Origin of the sequence: Bacillus sp. G16, assembly GCF_021282335.1 — a bacterium.
Taxonomy (GTDB): Bacteria; Bacillota; Bacilli; order Bacillales; family Bacillaceae; genus Bacillus; species Bacillus inaquosorum.
The window spans coordinates 1-14,546 of record NZ_JAJSOZ010000015.1 but is presented as its reverse complement, the minus strand read 5'-3'; the positions used below and the strand labels follow the sequence as shown (position 1 = coordinate 14,546).

The window sequence follows — 14,546 nt, the reverse complement described above, 5'->3', positions numbered from 1 at the left end:
TATGAGCGGTCAAATGTTCAAGGTAGAAATTGTAACGCGTCCGGCAAATTTTGAAAAGCTGAAGCAGGAACTCGGAAAAATCGGGGTCACCTCTCTGACCTTCTCCAATGTTCACGGCTGCGGCCTTCAAAAAGCACATACGGAGCTCTATCGAGGGGTAAAAATAGAAAGCAATGTATATGAACGTTTAAAAATTGAAATCGTGGTCAGCAAGGTTCCTGTTGATCAAGTGACTGAGACCGCTAAAAGGGTCCTGAAAACAGGATCACCTGGTGACGGAAAAATATTTGTCTATGAAATCAGCAATACGATCAACATCCGCACCGGCGAGGAAGGACCTGAAGCACTGTAATTGTTTAGAAGAGATTCGGAACTCCGGATCTCTTTTTTTTGCGTATAGAAAAAACCCCCAGAAACGCTGTCTCCCCTTCGAATTCTCTTCAAGCGTCACGCATTTTAGCAAAGTCTTTTTTGATTTGAAACTTTTTATGAGTATAATGAGTCTATTATTAAAAATGTAAAAGGTGATTATTTGAATTACGAAATTTTTAAAGCTATTCATGGACTATCTCATCACAATTCGGTTCTCGATTCTATTATGGTCTTCATAACAGAATATGCCATTGTCGCCTATGCCCTTATCCTATTGGCAATCTGGCTGTTCGGGAACACGCAAAGCAGAAAAAATGTGCTTTACGCGGGCCTTACAGGAATTGCGGGTCTTGTCATCAACTTTTTGATTACGCAAGTTTATTTCGAACCGCGCCCGTTCGTTGCGCACACAGTGCATACGCTGATTCCGCATGATGCGGATGCATCATTTCCGAGTGACCACACGACAGGTGCGTTAGCGATTTCTATTGCGATGCTTTTCAGAAACCGCAAAATCGGCTGGCCCCTTGTTATTTTCGGGCTTTTGACAGGTTTTTCGAGAATTTGGGTAGGGCATCACTATCCGGTAGATGTATTAGGCAGCCTTGTTGTCGCCATCATTATCGGGTTCCTATTCTTTAGATTTTCAGATCTGCTTCGCCCATTCGTCGAATTGATTGTGAAAATCTATGAAGCCATCATTAATAAACTGACGAAAAAACCAACCGATCAAAATTTCTAGAAAAGACAAAAGCCGGCGTCTGAATCCAAGACAGCCGGCTTTAAAATTTTTCGTACATCTCATGTTTTCTCCGCTTCGCCAACACATATAAACCACAAAACAATACAATTCCAACAGTATCGATGAGCACATCCCGAATACATCCGTTCCTGCTGAAGAAGAGCTGAAGAACTTCTGTGAAAAAAGCAAACGCAAACGAGCCGGCTGCAGCTGATTTTATGCTGCCCCGCTGTTTCCACAGCAAATATGTAAGCACAAAGAAGGAAAACGCGTGCCCGATTTTTTGAATAAGCGCTACAGGTACAGCAAGCTCAGTAAAATCCAAGTCTAAAAACTGAGACAGATCAGGGTGCGGCTGAAAATGAAAAGCCACCGATTGCGATACGACCATGCCGCTGAAGCTCTCCGTACAGACAGAGAGCAGAATAAAAAAGATCCAGACTGCGAGCAGTAGGCGGTTCATGCCATAACCTCCTTTATAACATACGTGCCTTTGTGTAACTACATAGACGGTGAAACAAAGCAAAAAGTAACAAAAAAAACGCCCATCACACGGATAGACGTTTTCTTCATTAAGACTGTTCAGTGTCTTCTGTTGTGCTGCTTTCTTTGGAACCAGATTTGTCAGTTGAATCATCCTTTTTCTCACCGGATTTTTCTTCTGTTCCTTTTTCAGTTGATCCATCCTTTTTCTCGGAAGATTGCTGAATGGATTCTTCTGTTTCTTCAGTTGCAGCTTTTTCTTCAGCAGCTGCTGCTTTTTCAATAGAAGAAACCGGCTTGTCCATAAAGTTCAGCGGGTTCATAGCGACTCCGTCTTTACGGATTTCAAAATGCACGTGGTTTCCGCTGTCTTCGCTGTAAAGGTTCTTGCCAGACTTTCCGATCACTTGGTTTTGTTTCACCTTGTCACCTTGCTCAACACTTACTTCAGAAAGAGATTGATATACAGTTGATAAGCCGTCGGCATGTTCAACTTCTACAACATATCCCAGCACTGGATCTTTTTCAGCTTTGACAACCGTACCGCTCAGAGAAGCAGAAACATCGAAATCTTTTCCGTCTTTCTCAGCTAAGTCAATTCCTTTGCTTAGGCTGTACGTGTTATTATAGGTAACGAGTGCTGCTTCTTTCTCTTCTTTTGCGGCATCGGTTTCATAGAACTTTTTCACAACAGAAACGTTTTCAGAATCAACAACCGGCATTGCGACATTTTCCATTGACTTTCCTACTTCAACTGCATCGTCGTTGTTGTCATATGCGGAGTTTCCGCCGTTATCAGCCAACTGATCCTTTACATCATCATTTGATACAGATTGATACCAAAGGACAGCTGTTAAAATGACGGCCGCACTGACTAAGTAAATTGCAGGGAACACCCAGCGTTTACGAAAAAACTGCTGAAGTTTTTTGACTTGAGAAGTTTTCTTTTCTTCCTCTCTCATTGTTTCATCACCTCAGCAACATTCTGAACACTTTTCTGAAAATATATACACCTATACAAAAAACTTTTTTAGATGTAGTTTGCGCAGACTGATACGAAAATATGTCATTTTTTTTGAGAGGAGTGCCAAATACTTATGAACATGACATTGCGTCTTGCTGAACATAAAGATCTGGAGGCAGTTGTTGCGATTTATAATTCAACGATTACTTCTCGAATGGTAACAGCCGATACCGAGCCGGTAACACTTGAAGACCGGATGGAATGGTTTTTAGGGCATACAGAGGCACGTCCGCTCTATGTTGCCGAGGACGAAAACGGGAACGTTGCTGCCTGGATCAGCTTTGAAACATTTTACGGAAGACCCGCCTATAATAAAACAGCGGAAGTCAGCATATACATTGACGAAGCATGCCGCGGCAAAGGCGTCGGATCGTATTTGCTCCAAGAAGCGCTTCGCATTGCGCCGAATCTTGGAATCCGCTCACTTATGGCCTTCATTTTCGGACATAATAAACCAAGCCTGAAGCTGTTTGAAAAGCACGGGTTTGCAGAATGGGGCCTATTCCCCGGCATTGCCGAAATGGACGGCAAAAGATACGATTTAAAAATTTTAGGGAGAGAGCTGTCATGATTAGTCTGGATAAAGATGAAAACAAGATTGAACATCATAATGAAGAAAGCAGTACCGCAGAACAGGAGATTGTGCCTGCGGAAAGTGAGAGCCGCCAGCTGAGCGCCTCTGCTGTCAAGTCGCTATCAGACATTGCCAAGTGGGGCAAAATTTCAGGCATTTTGCTGATCATTATGGGCTCGCTGCTCACTCTGTCTGCTTTGATGACAGTGATCGGCGCCATTCCGGGCGTACTGCTGATTATTTCAGGCGTCTTTCTGATGCGTTCAGCAAAAGCAGCCGCGGAAGCTGAAGGAAATCTTACCGGCACTGCTGGCGAAAGAATGCTTGAGAATTACGGGAAATTTATTAAAATGCAGCTGTTTTACGCAGCATCCAGCATTGTCACTGGCCTGATCGGGATCATTTTAGTCATTTTCATGCTGGTGATCATCGGCATTGCCGCTTTTGAAAACACCAATACGTATGAAGATCCGGATTCTTACTATTATGAGGATGATCCGGTGTTCGAATAGAGATTCAAAAAGATAGACACAAATAGCAAAGGCATGAGTTTGGTATTGAATGAACCAGGCTCATGCCTTTTTATTATGTATCTCTGCGTTATCGCCATTCCTCCATGACACGCTCTCCAATCAGGATGTTTCTCCCCTGCAATCTCTCCATTTCATTCTTAAGAGAAAGACTGTTTTCTCCGGCCGACAGGATCTACTGTTACTGCCGCACCATTGACAAAATAATAGTTGAATCCAAATAGGCTAGAGCAAACACAGAGTTATCTAACAAGCATATACTCCAATAACCGACATTGTTTTATCCATTCAAGAAAAAGGAAGTGGGTTACTTGTGTTTTTCAAAGATAAAAAAATACTCATAATTGGTGGAACAGGTACGATTGGAAAAAGCCTTCTAAAACAAATTCTTAAGGACCAACCAAAGGTTGTTCGAATATTCAGCAGGGATGAATATAAACAATTTATGCTAGAAAACGAAATCGGGCCCAGAAAAAATATTAGATTTTTAATAGGAGATGTGCGAGATTATGACCGGGTGTTAAATGCAATGGACAGCATTGACTACGTCTTCCATACTGCTGCCATGAAGCATGTTCCCGCTTGCGAATACAATCCCTATGAAGCGGTCCTGACAAATATTATAGGAACCAATAATGTCATTAAAGCAGCCGTTGCCCAAAACGTGAAAAAAGTCGTTTTTACAAGTTCAGATAAGGCAATATCACCAACGAATGCATATGGAGCAACAAAACTCACAGCTGAAAGATTAATTTCCGCAGCAGAGTACAGCAAGGGAAAAGCCGAGACGGTTTTTTCTTGTGTTCGGTTTGGAAATGTAATGGGTTCAAGGGGTTCCGTAGTTCCCTTGTTTACAGAACAAATCTTAAAGCAAAAAAAAGTGACTGTTACGGATTTAAACATGAACCGCTTTATGATGACACTGGATCAGGCGACGTCATTATTAATTAGCGCGCTTAAAGAATCTCAGGGCGGAGAAATTTTCATATTAAAAATGCCGGTTATCTCACTGAGCGACTTAGTGTCAGTCGTTGTTGAAGAAACATGCAAAAAACACAATTTGAATATTAATGAAATTGAAATACAAGAAATCGGGCTGCGGCCCGGAGAAAAAATGTATGAAGAACTTATGACGCATGATGAATCGACAATGGCTTTTGAGCTGCCTGAAATGTTTGTGATCCCTTCAACATTTGGGAAAAGAAATCATTATACTCAAGCAAAAAAAGCAGCTGAAGGAACCTATAGTTCAAATGATCAGGAGCAAATTTCAAAAGGAGAAGTCCTTACATTATTACAATCGCAAAAACTAATTTAATCTGGGAAGGAAGATGGGCATGAATATTCTCGTTACCGGCGGAGCAGGTTTTATTGGCAGATGGGTTGTGAAAAAGTTATTAGAAGACGGTCATCAGGTATGGGTGCTGGATGATTTATCGAATGGGCGTTTAGAAAATCTCGAAGAGCTGAAAAACGCCCCGGGTTTTATCGAGTTTATTAATGGAGATATAAAGGATTTAAACACATTAGAAGATCTTTTCTTGAAACAATTTGACATTTGCTATCATTTGGGTGCAAGCATAAACGTACAAGACAGCATTGACGATCCGAAAACCACATTTGCAAATGACACAATCGGTACTTTTAACATTTTAGAATTATGTAAAAAGCATAATGTGAAAGTTGTTTTTATGAGTACCTGTATGGTGTACGACCGAGCTGCATTTGCTGAAGGCATCAAAGAAACAGATCCTATTAAACCCGCTTCTCCTTATGCAGGAGCAAAGATCGCGGCTGAAAACATGGTGCTCTCTTATTATCACGCGTATGGTCTCCCAGCGGTGGTTATACGTCCGTTTAATACGTATGGGCCTTTCCAGAAAACAGGTGGTGAAGGCGGAGTAGTCGCTATTTTTATAAAAAATAAATTGGACGGCAAAAAGCTGCATATATATGGTGATGGCACTCAAACCCGTGATCTTTTATATGTAGAGGATTGTGCTAATTTCGTCGTGCAGGCTGGTTATTCCCAAAAAGCAAACGGTGAAATTATAAACGCAGGCCTTGGAAGAGATATCTCTATTAATGATTTAGCAGAATTAATCGCAGGCGATAAACAAAACATTCGCCATGTAGCGCACATACATCCTCAAAGTGAAATTCCAAAATTGTTATGCAACTACGAAAAAGCAAAGAAAATCCTTAATTGGAGCCCGCAGGTCAGTTTGGAGGAAGGAATAAGAAAAACAGAAGAATGGATTAAGGGCACGAATCTTATTTAATAGGAGAATTGAATATGACAAGTGAGAATAAATTGGCAATTACAGGCGGTAAGCCCGTCAGAGATTCTTATCTTCCATACGGCAGACAATGGCTGGATGAAGAAGATATCCAATCGGTAGTCGATGTTTTACGAGGAGACTATTTGACGACGGGACCAACAATTGACTTATTCGAACAAAAAGTCGCTGAATATGCTGGCAGCAGCTATGCTGTTGCATTTTCCAGCGGAACTGCTGCTTTGCATGCAGCTTGCTTTGCTGCGGGAATTTCACAGGGAGATGAAGTCATTACTACACCCATCACATTTGCGGCAAGCGCCAATTGTATTTTGTACATGGGCGCCAAACCGGTTTTCGCAGATATTGACCCGCTCACATACAATATCGACCCTGATTCTATCGAAAAGCTGATCACTCCAAAAACAAAGGCCATTATACCAGTAGACTTCACAGGACAGCCGGTGAATCACGATCGGATTCAAAAAATCGCAAAAGCCAATAACTTGATCGTCATTGAAGATGGTGCACATGCATTAGGCGCTTCATATAAAGGTGAAAAAATCGGTTCAATCAGTGATATGACAATGTTTAGTTTCCACCCTGTTAAACATATTACAACAGGCGAGGGCGGAATGATAACGACGAATAATAGAACTTATTATGAGAAGCTGCTCCAATTCCGCAGTCACGGTATAACCCGTGATTCTAAAAAATTATCACAAGACCACGGATCGTGGTACTATGAAATGCACTTCCTTGGTTTTAATTATCGGATGACAGATATCCAAGCTTCATTAGGGATCAGCCAATTGAAAAAAGTAGATGATTTTATTGAAACACGAAATCATCTTGCCAGGATCTATAACGAAAAGTTAAAAACCATCTCCCACATTCATCTCCCAAGTCAAGATGCAGCCTCAACTTCAAGCTGGCACCTTTATATTATCAACTTAAAGCTGGATCAGCTAAAAGGAAATCGCGATGATATTTTCAACGCTATGCAACAGGAAAATATAGGAGTTAACGTTCACTATATACCTGTTTATTTACACCCTTACTATCAACGTTTAGGTTATCAAGCCGGCCTATGTCCAAATGCAGAAAACCTTTATAAAGGAATTATCACCTTACCTCTGTTTCAATCAATGAACGAAAAAGATGCAGATGACGTGATCAAAGCATTAAAAAAAGTAGTAGATTTTTATTCGTAGGAGGTGATCAGTTGAAAGTAACGGCTATTATCCAAGCACGGATGGGGTCCAGCAGATTGCCAGGCAAAGTATTAAAAAAAGTTCTGAATAAACCTCTGCTTGAATATCAAATTGAAAGAATAAAAAGAGCGGCACTTATTGATGATATTGTGATCGCCACAACGACAAATGCGATAGATAAACCAATTGTTGAGCTAAGTAAGAGATTATCTCTTACTTATTATTGTGGGTCAGAAAATGATGTCTTATCAAGATATTACGAAGCTGCAAAAATCAGCAAAGCGGAAACGATCGTCCGCTTAACCTCTGACTGCCCTATTATTGATCATCGTGTCATTGACAAAGTAATTAAATTTTATCTAGATTCAAATGGCCAATATGATTATGTGTCTAACACTTTAAATAGAACATATCCCCGCGGTATGGACATAGAAGTTTTTTCAGCTTCGTCGTTAGAGAAGGCTCATGCCGAGTCCAGTCTTGAACATGAACGGGAACACGTGACACCCTTTATTTTCCTGAATCCCGGCCGGTTCAAATTGGCTAATATCACCTATACCGAAAATCAGAAACAACATAGATGGACTGTGGACACACCTGAAGACTTTTTATTAATCAAAAAAATCATTGAAAAACTATATCCAACTAAACCTGACTTTAGCTTAGAGGATACTTTAGCATTATTGAACACGTTTCCGGAGTGGTCTTTACTCAACGCCCGAATAGAACAAAAAGAAATCTTCAATGACAACAATGACAAATACAAGTGATGATGAGGTGCTGTTATGAACATTCTTTTCAGAACAGATGCTTCAATTGAAATAGGCACAGGTCATGTCATGAGGTGCCTCACGCTTGCTAATGCTTTGCGTAAAAAGGGAGCTAATATTACATTTGTTTGCCGAAACTTACAGGGTCATCTAGCTGAGGTGATTCGCGATCAGCAGTTTGATCTCATTATGCTCTCAGAACCTAAAAAGAATGTTTTCATTCCTAAAGCAACTCCCCACTCTGATTGGCTTGGTGTCCCTTGGCATGTCGACTCAGCTGAAACCATTAGTGCAATTAAAGACATAAACAAGGAAATCTCCCTCCTTATCATTGATCACTACGCAATTGATATCAATTGGGAGATGAAAGTGAAAAAACATGTGAAAAAAATGATGGTGGTTGATGACCTGGCTGATCGTTTACATGATTGTGATATTTTATTAGACCAGAATCTTTATCCTCATTATGAAGACCGTTATGTCAATTTGGTCCCCAAAAGCTGCAAACAATTTTTAGGACCGGAATACGTCTTATTGCGAGACGAATTTTATTCATTTCATCCCAGTAACAAAAACTGCGATGGAAGTGTAAAAAAGATTCTTGTCTTTTTTGGAGGCACTGATCCCACCAATGAAACGAAAAAGGCCATTAATGCCTTTAAGCAGCTTTCCTCCCATGATATTGAGCTGGACATCGTGATTGGAAATACCAATACCCATAAGAATGAAATTGAATCCATTTGCAAAAAACATGCTTTCTGCAGCTTTCATTGCCAAGTGAATCATATTGCAGAATTAATGTACAATGCCGACCTTGCAATAGGTGCGGGCGGAACTGCCGCTTGGGAGCGCTGCTTTCTTGGCCTTCCAGCCATCGTCATCACCGTCGCTGAAAATCAAGAACTGATCGCTCAAACGCTCGATCAATTAGGTGCTATTCAATATCTGGGGCCTAAAGAATCAGTCAAGGAATCCGATATCGCCTCCGCCATTAACGAAATGATAAATAACCCCTCGTCATTAATACAAATGTCAAAAAAAGCCCGCATGCTTCTAGAAGGAAATATGGATAAGCGCCAAAATCTCTTATTCGAAATTTTAAAGTAAGGAAGGGATAAATCTGTGTTCAAATACTCCCTTAGGACATTAAAAGAAAAAGACTTAGACACAGTTCTCCGTTGGCGGAACGATGAAAGAATCAGGCAATCAATGTATAACGACCAAATCATTACTGAAAAACAGCATCAGCAATGGTTCAAGAATGTGAATTCCTCCAAAACAGAACATTATTTTATCTTTACAATTGATCATACAGACACTGGCTTTGTGAGTTTTAAAGATGTTGACCATAAAAATAACCATTGCTATTGGGGTTTTTACATCGGAGAGGCCCAGAGTCCAAAAGGCTCCGGTTCTGTCATGGGATTTTTAGCATTAGAATGGGCGTTTCAACAGTTAGAGGTTGAGAAAGTATACGGAGAAGTCCTGTCGAATAACGAAAAAAGCTTGTCATATCACCAATCACTTGGTTTTAGCAAAGAAGGTCATTTCCGAAACCATATCGTAAGGAATAACAACTATCTTGATGTAATCAGATACGGTCTTTTAAAGGAAGAATGGATAGCGGAAAAACCGAAAGTGATGAAGAAATTAGCTGAAAGAGGAATAGATAAAAAAGACCTTGATACAAATTTTAATGAACTGATGATCTGAAAAAAATCACTTGATCTAAGTCCTTTGCTTTGCCGGTATTACTGTAAACTAGAAGGAGGTGCAAAATGAACGAAATCAATATAGAAGGAAGAAAAATCGGGCCGCATCATCCTCCGTTTATCATTGCTGAAATGTCCGGGAACCATAATCAATCATTAGAGCGCGCTTTTAACATTATAGAAGAAGCGGCCAAAGCAGGTGCACATGCTCTGAAAATACAAACATATACCGCTGACACGATGACATTAAATATGAATACGAAAGATTTTAAAATTGAGGATGAGAATAGTCTCTGGTCCGGCAGAACGCTCTATACATTATATCAACAAGCGTACACCCCATGGGAATGGCATAAACCAATCTTCGATAAATGCCGGGAACTTGGAATGATCCCTTTGAGTACGCCATTTGATGAATCGTCTGTCGACTTTTTGGAGGACTTGGGTGTTCCTATATATAAAATCGCTTCATTTGAAAATACCGATATCCCTCTTATCAAAAAGGTTGCTGCTACTGGTAAGCCTATTATCATTTCCACCGGAATGGCTACAGTAGCAGAAATTGATGAATCAATAAGGGCCGCCAAAGAAGCCGGCTGTAAAGAATTAATACTTCTAAAATGCACTAGCACCTACCCGGCATCACCGGAAAACACCAATATTTCTACGATTCCTCATATGAAAGAATTATTCAATTGCCAAGTCGGCTTATCGGATCACACAATGGGAACAGGAGTTGCTGTCGCTAGTGTCGCCCTAGGCGCAACTGTGATTGAGAAACATTTCACTTTATCAAGAGCTGATGGCGGCGTAGATTCTGCCTTTTCACTGGAACCCTCCGAACTGAAGGAGCTTGTCGTTGAAACTGGAAGGGCGTGGCAAGCATTAGGACAGATAACGTACGGACCCACTGACGAGGAAAAAGCTTCGCTTAAATTCCGCCGCTCTATTTATGTAAAAAAAGATATAAAAGCCGGAGAGATTTTCACAAAAGACAATATTAAGGTCGTACGACCCGGTTATGGGTTGGAACCAAAATTCTATGATGTCATTATCGGCAGAACAGCTAAGAAACATATTGCAGCAGGAACACCGCTGAGATGGGATTCTATATAGTTTATATACCGCCTCTTTGTGAACATACTCGCCCTCTCCGCTTTAAAGAACTATAGAAGGCCATAAAAAACTGCACCCTGATCTGTCCAGCAAATCGGGGTGCAGTTCTGGTGTTCAGCTCTTTTTTAAAATTGCATTTTCTTGCGTCTGTCTTCCTCAGTCAAAAATTCCACAAAACTCCGCATCGCAAACGGTTCTTCCTTAATCTGGCGCGTATAGGAGTCTTTCCGCTCTTCTGAAAGGATTTCGCTCTTTTTGATCCTGTTCAGCATATAGATGTGAACCGTTTTTTGGATTTGTTTATGCTGATAGCCTGCTTCTTTGAAAAATGCCAGGCCGAGCGCTGCCAGAAGCGCAAATATGCCTGCGCTGATCAGGGACTCCCTGTCAGCAGAAGCGTGAAATAGAAAAGCAGCCAAATTAAAGAGAGAGAATGCAGCAAGCGGAAAAGCAAGAAAACGGTACATGACAGTTTTTTTCATGAAAGGCTGTACGGCCTTTTGGATTTTTTGCATTTCTGTTTTAATGAACCCCGGCATTTGTTCGACTCTGTAAAAGTTCATTGTAATCCTCCCCCTTTATTTGATGTTGCAAGGCTTCACGAACGTTATCATATGTGCTTATTTTAACGCAGGTGCAAGCTGGTTTTAAAGAAATCTGCCCGTATTTTTCACGAAGAATCTGGTTCGCCGCTCTTTATTCTTTTAAAATGTGAGTGTTATAATTTGTAATGGGAATCAGATCGCTGTTATTCATGGAATACTAATGGCAATCTTCTTGATAAATATGAATGAGCGGGGTTACAAAGTGAGTATTTCTTCCATCCTTTTATCACTTTTTTTCATTTTGAATATTCTTTTGGCCATCATTGTCATTTTCAAAGAACGGCGTGATGCCAGCGCATCTTGGGCGTGGCTGCTTGTTCTTTTCTTTATTCCCGTTTTAGGCTTTATTTTATACTTGTTATTCGGCCATAATCTCAGGCGCAAGCATTTGTTTCAATGGGAGGACCGAAAAAAGATCGGCATCGAAAAGCTGCTGAAGCATCAGCTTGAAGATTTAGAAACCAAGCAATTTCAGTTCAACAACCGGGCAACCTTTGATAACAAAGATTTAATCTATATGCTTATCATGAATAACCATGCTGTGTTCACCGAGGATAATTCAGTTGACGTGATCACAGATGGACGGGATAAGTTTCAGCGGCTGCTGAATGACATTTCAAAGGCTAAGGATCATATCCACTTACAATATTATATTTATAAAGGTGATGAATTAGGCAAAAAATTACGGGACGCTCTCATCCAAAAAGCGAAAGAAGGCGTTCAGGTCAGAGTGCTTTATGATGAACTCGGGTCCAGAACGCTGCGAAAAAAGTTTTTTAAAGAGCTCCGCGAGGCTGGCGGGCATGTGGAGGTCTTTTTCCCTTCAAAACTCAGGCCGATTAACTTGCGGCTGAATTACCGGAACCACCGAAAGCTTGTCATTATAGACGGAATGACCGGTTATGTCGGCGGATTTAACGTCGGAGATGAGTATCTCGGGCTTAATCCGAAATTCGGTTATTGGCGTGATACGCATATCAGACTGCAGGGAACGGCCGTGCACGCCATCCAGACACGATTCATCCTTGACTGGAACCAAGCTTCCCATCGCCATACGCTGACATATATTCCGAATCACTTTCCTGATTATGGCCCGAAAGGCAACGTCGGGATGCAGATTGTCACGAGCGGACCGGATTCCGAATGGGAACAAATTAAAAATGGCTACATTAAAATGATTTCGAATGCCAAGCGTTCCATTTTGATCCAAACGCCTTATTTTATTCCGGACGCAAGCCTGCTGGATGCTTTAAGGATCGCGTGCCTGTCAGGCATTGACGTCAACATTATGATCCCGAACAAGCCTGATCATGCCTTTGTATACTGGGCAACACTTTCGTACATCGGCGATCTGTTGAAAGCCGGAGCCACTGTCTATATTTACGATAATGGCTTTATTCACGCGAAAACCATCGTAGTGGATGACGAAATTGCATCAGTCGGCACAGCAAACATCGATGTCCGTAGCTTCAGGCTGAATTTTGAGGTTAATGCATTTATTTACGATATCACCATTGCTAAAAAACTGGTTTCTACATTTAAAGAAGATTTGCTCGTATCCAAAAAATACACCTATGAGGAATATCTGCAGCGCTCCTTGTGGATTCGAATTAAAGAATCCGTCTCGCGGCTGTTGTCGCCGATCTTATAAGATGTGCCAAAACCCCGGCCTTTACGGCCGGGGTTTTTCCTGATGATCACAGTAAATGATCATCGCCTCCCGCAAAAAAGCGGCAAGGCCTTCTCCATATTGATTAATTGAATGAGTAAATCGTTCGTCAGTGATATACACTTCCGCAAGTCCTCTGAAAATGTCGAGTGTGCAATCGTAATGATATTGACAAATATGGTCGCGAAACGCCCCCACAGCGGCCTGGACCTCTGCATCATCAGGCCCGTGCTCCATTCTCGCCGCAATTCGTCTGTAAATCGAATCAAATTCAGCCATGATCACGCGCCAATCGTCTGCCGTATATGCAGATGTCCTTGTCTCTGTTTCTTCTGCGATTTTCCTTCCATACAGCCTTCTGACTTCATCAGCATATGTCTGCTGGTGCTCCTCAATGTCTTTCATGCTGAATCCCGCAAATAAATCCCTCTTATTCATATGTTCTCCTCCCTCGATGGACTGAAGCGTCCTGTCAATCGTTTGAATCATATCTTCCATTCTTTGTTTTTTCTTCATTAATATATCCTTTTGCGACTGAAGTGCCGCTTTCCGGTCAAAGTTCGGATGATCAAGCATCTCTTTAATATCCTCCAAACGAAAGCCGATTTCCTTGAAAAATAAAATCTGTTGCAGCCTTTCTAGATCTGCATCACTGTATAAACGATACCCTGCGTCAGTAAGCGCTGAAGGATTCAGGAGCTGAATATGGTCATAGTGATGAAGCGTCCGAATGCTGACGCCCGCTATGTCTGCCACTTGTTTGACTTGGTATTTCATAACTGCCGCCTCCTCCTTTTTTATCGTAAACAATTACGCTGCGTCAGGGTCAATCCCTAAAATATTATTTTCTATATACAAAACTTCTCACAAATAGTGTATAAAAGAAAAGTGAGTATTTTTTTGTAAAGGGGAGCCAGTGTACATGAATCCTGAAACCATGAACAAAACCCTCATTAGCATTTCAAAATGGGGAAAAGCAACAGGCATTTTATTTATTATTATGGGCGCAATTACCGCGCTGTCAGGCGCGTTCTTTTTTCTAATCGGTGCCGTGCCGGGCGTACTGCAAATTATTTCCGGAATCTTTTTGATGCGGTCAGCTAAAGAAGCAGGCCAAATGGCTGAACACAATAGCGGACAATCTGAAGACTTAATGCTGGAGAATTATGCGAAGTTTGTAAAGATGCAAGGGATTTATTTAATCGTGAGCATTGCTGTATCCATTCTTGCGATTATCGCATTCTTCATCTTTTTAATGCTTGGGATTGCTGACGGCCTTTTCAGCGATTATAATACGTACAGCTATTAATTAGAAAAACCCGGAGCGGAGGGACTGACCCCCGTTTTTGAGACAGGGGTCAAAACACCTTTTAAACAGCCAATTGCCGATAGTTTATCGGTGATTGGTTGTTTAGTTTGGTTTGAATACGAATATTGTTATAATAATGAATGTATT

Annotated in this window: 18 protein-coding genes; 13 read left to right on the top strand and 5 right to left on the bottom strand. The window is 41.2% G+C overall.

Annotated elements, in window-relative coordinates:
• Window position 1: 1 nt before the first annotated feature.
• Together LWH95_RS16725 and bcrC are read left to right on the top strand one after the other, a co-directional pair.
• Entirely contained in the window at window positions 2-352 is a 351-nt protein-coding gene (locus tag LWH95_RS16725; protein WP_003221829.1) for a P-II family nitrogen regulator, read from the top strand.
• 180 nt (window positions 353-532) lie between these two features.
• Window positions 533-1,114 carry an undecaprenyl-diphosphate phosphatase BcrC gene (bcrC, locus tag LWH95_RS16720; RefSeq protein WP_232920017.1) on the top strand — a complete coding sequence of 194 codons (582 nt, stop codon included), beginning with the start codon at window positions 533-535 and terminating at the stop codon, window positions 1,112-1,114.
• A 40-nt stretch (window positions 1,115-1,154) separates the two neighbouring features.
• Here the strand turns inward: bcrC and LWH95_RS16715 are convergent, their stop codons facing one another.
• The gene (locus LWH95_RS16715; RefSeq protein ID WP_060399678.1) at window positions 1,155-1,577 is read right to left on the bottom strand and encodes a VanZ family protein; all 423 of its coding nucleotides are present in this window, start codon (window positions 1,575-1,577) and stop codon (window positions 1,155-1,157) included.
• A 109-nt stretch (window positions 1,578-1,686) separates the two neighbouring features.
• The gene (spoIIQ, locus tag LWH95_RS16710; RefSeq protein WP_003235692.1) at window positions 1,687-2,559 is read right to left on the bottom strand and encodes a stage II sporulation protein spoIIQ; all 873 of its coding nucleotides are present in this window, start codon (window positions 2,557-2,559) and stop codon (window positions 1,687-1,689) included.
• Window positions 2,560-2,700: 141 nt separating this feature from the next.
• Between spoIIQ and LWH95_RS16705 the strand changes: the two genes are divergently transcribed.
• The 9 genes from LWH95_RS16705 (at window position 2,701) to pseI (ending at window position 10,816) form a co-directional block, all read left to right on the top strand.
• Window positions 2,701-3,192, top strand: a complete 492-nt coding sequence (locus LWH95_RS16705; RefSeq protein WP_080030786.1) for a GNAT family N-acetyltransferase — start codon at window positions 2,701-2,703, stop codon at window positions 3,190-3,192.
• Window positions 3,189-3,707: a DUF5362 family protein gene (locus LWH95_RS16700; RefSeq protein ID WP_232920016.1), complete on the top strand. Its 519-nt coding sequence runs from the start codon at window positions 3,189-3,191 to the stop codon at window positions 3,705-3,707. Before LWH95_RS16705 ends, LWH95_RS16700 begins: the two co-directional genes overlap by 4 nt.
• A gap of 331 nt (window positions 3,708-4,038) precedes the next feature.
• Window positions 4,039-5,043, top strand: coding sequence for an SDR family NAD(P)-dependent oxidoreductase (locus tag LWH95_RS16695; protein ID WP_133485686.1), 1,005 nt, complete (start codon window positions 4,039-4,041; stop codon window positions 5,041-5,043).
• A gap of 19 nt (window positions 5,044-5,062) precedes the next feature.
• On the top strand, window positions 5,063-6,007 hold the full coding sequence (locus LWH95_RS16690) for a dTDP-glucose 4,6-dehydratase (protein WP_088111923.1): 945 nt from the start codon (window positions 5,063-5,065) through the stop codon (window positions 6,005-6,007).
• Window positions 6,008-6,021: 14 nt separating this feature from the next.
• Window positions 6,022-7,218, top strand: a complete 1,197-nt coding sequence (gene pseC, locus LWH95_RS16685; protein WP_232920015.1) for a UDP-4-amino-4,6-dideoxy-N-acetyl-beta-L-altrosamine transaminase — start codon at window positions 6,022-6,024, stop codon at window positions 7,216-7,218.
• Between the two features lie 11 nt (window positions 7,219-7,229).
• Window positions 7,230-7,988: a cytidylyltransferase domain-containing protein gene (locus LWH95_RS16680; protein WP_060399683.1), complete on the top strand. Its 759-nt coding sequence runs from the start codon at window positions 7,230-7,232 to the stop codon at window positions 7,986-7,988.
• 15 nt (window positions 7,989-8,003) lie between these two features.
• The gene (gene pseG / locus LWH95_RS16675) at window positions 8,004-9,095 is read left to right on the top strand and encodes a UDP-2,4-diacetamido-2,4,6-trideoxy-beta-L-altropyranose hydrolase (RefSeq protein WP_232920014.1); all 1,092 of its coding nucleotides are present in this window, start codon (window positions 8,004-8,006) and stop codon (window positions 9,093-9,095) included.
• Window positions 9,096-9,110: 15 nt separating this feature from the next.
• Complete coding sequence (gene pseH / locus LWH95_RS16670; RefSeq protein ID WP_060399685.1) at window positions 9,111-9,701, top strand: UDP-4-amino-4,6-dideoxy-N-acetyl-beta-L-altrosamine N-acetyltransferase; 591 nt, start codon at window positions 9,111-9,113, stop codon at window positions 9,699-9,701.
• Between the two features lie 65 nt (window positions 9,702-9,766).
• Complete coding sequence (pseI, locus tag LWH95_RS16665; RefSeq protein WP_060399686.1) at window positions 9,767-10,816, top strand: pseudaminic acid synthase; 1,050 nt, start codon at window positions 9,767-9,769, stop codon at window positions 10,814-10,816.
• Window positions 10,817-10,941: 125 nt separating this feature from the next.
• Here pseI and LWH95_RS16660 read toward each other — a convergent pair whose 3' ends face one another.
• On the bottom strand, window positions 10,942-11,379 hold the full coding sequence (locus tag LWH95_RS16660; protein WP_003235711.1) for a DUF5392 family protein: 438 nt from the start codon (window positions 11,377-11,379) through the stop codon (window positions 10,942-10,944).
• Window positions 11,380-11,623: 244 nt separating this feature from the next.
• Here LWH95_RS16660 and cls point away from each other — a divergent pair, with 244 nt between their 5' ends.
• Window positions 11,624-13,072, top strand: coding sequence for a cardiolipin synthase (gene cls / locus LWH95_RS16655; protein ID WP_060399687.1), 1,449 nt, complete (start codon window positions 11,624-11,626; stop codon window positions 13,070-13,072).
• Window positions 13,073-13,093: 21 nt separating this feature from the next.
• Here cls and LWH95_RS16650 read toward each other — a convergent pair whose 3' ends face one another.
• Window positions 13,094-13,867 carry a MerR family transcriptional regulator gene (locus tag LWH95_RS16650; RefSeq protein ID WP_133485678.1) on the bottom strand — a complete coding sequence of 258 codons (774 nt, stop codon included), beginning with the start codon at window positions 13,865-13,867 and terminating at the stop codon, window positions 13,094-13,096.
• Between the two features lie 145 nt (window positions 13,868-14,012).
• On the opposite strand from LWH95_RS16650, the gene LWH95_RS16645 reads away from it, so the two are divergent.
• Window positions 14,013-14,399 carry a DUF5362 family protein gene (locus LWH95_RS16645; protein ID WP_019259711.1) on the top strand — a complete coding sequence of 129 codons (387 nt, stop codon included), beginning with the start codon at window positions 14,013-14,015 and terminating at the stop codon, window positions 14,397-14,399.
• 61 nt (window positions 14,400-14,460) lie between these two features.
• Here the strand turns inward: LWH95_RS16645 and LWH95_RS16640 are convergent.
• Window positions 14,461-14,546: IS3 family transposase (locus tag LWH95_RS16640; protein WP_131121716.1), on the bottom strand; the 86-nt coding region annotated here is incomplete at its 5' end.

What these genes read in the sequence shown, in the direction of transcription:
- LWH95_RS16725 (WP_003221829.1), top strand. Translation starts at nt 2, where the DNA reads ATGAGCGGTCAAATGTTCAAGGTAGAAATTGTAACGCGTCCGGCAAAT.
- LWH95_RS16715 (WP_060399678.1), bottom strand. Translation starts at nt 1,577, where the DNA reads ATGAACCGCCTACTGCTCGCAGTCTGGATCTTTTTTATTCTGCTCTCT.
- spoIIQ (WP_003235692.1), bottom strand. Translation starts at nt 2,559, where the DNA reads ATGAGAGAGGAAGAAAAGAAAACTTCTCAAGTCAAAAAACTTCAGCAG.
- LWH95_RS16705 (WP_080030786.1), top strand. Translation starts at nt 2,701, where the DNA reads ATGACATTGCGTCTTGCTGAACATAAAGATCTGGAGGCAGTTGTTGCG.
- LWH95_RS16700 (WP_232920016.1), top strand. Translation starts at nt 3,189, where the DNA reads ATGATTAGTCTGGATAAAGATGAAAACAAGATTGAACATCATAATGAA.
- LWH95_RS16690 (WP_088111923.1), top strand. Translation starts at nt 5,063, where the DNA reads ATGAATATTCTCGTTACCGGCGGAGCAGGTTTTATTGGCAGATGGGTT.
- pseC (WP_232920015.1), top strand. Translation starts at nt 6,022, where the DNA reads ATGACAAGTGAGAATAAATTGGCAATTACAGGCGGTAAGCCCGTCAGA.
- pseG (WP_232920014.1), top strand. Translation starts at nt 8,004, where the DNA reads ATGAACATTCTTTTCAGAACAGATGCTTCAATTGAAATAGGCACAGGT.
- pseI (WP_060399686.1), top strand. Translation starts at nt 9,767, where the DNA reads ATGAACGAAATCAATATAGAAGGAAGAAAAATCGGGCCGCATCATCCT.
- LWH95_RS16660 (WP_003235711.1), bottom strand. Translation starts at nt 11,379, where the DNA reads ATGAACTTTTACAGAGTCGAACAAATGCCGGGGTTCATTAAAACAGAA.
- LWH95_RS16650 (WP_133485678.1), bottom strand. Translation starts at nt 13,867, where the DNA reads ATGAAATACCAAGTCAAACAAGTGGCAGACATAGCGGGCGTCAGCATT.
- LWH95_RS16645 (WP_019259711.1), top strand. Translation starts at nt 14,013, where the DNA reads ATGAATCCTGAAACCATGAACAAAACCCTCATTAGCATTTCAAAATGG.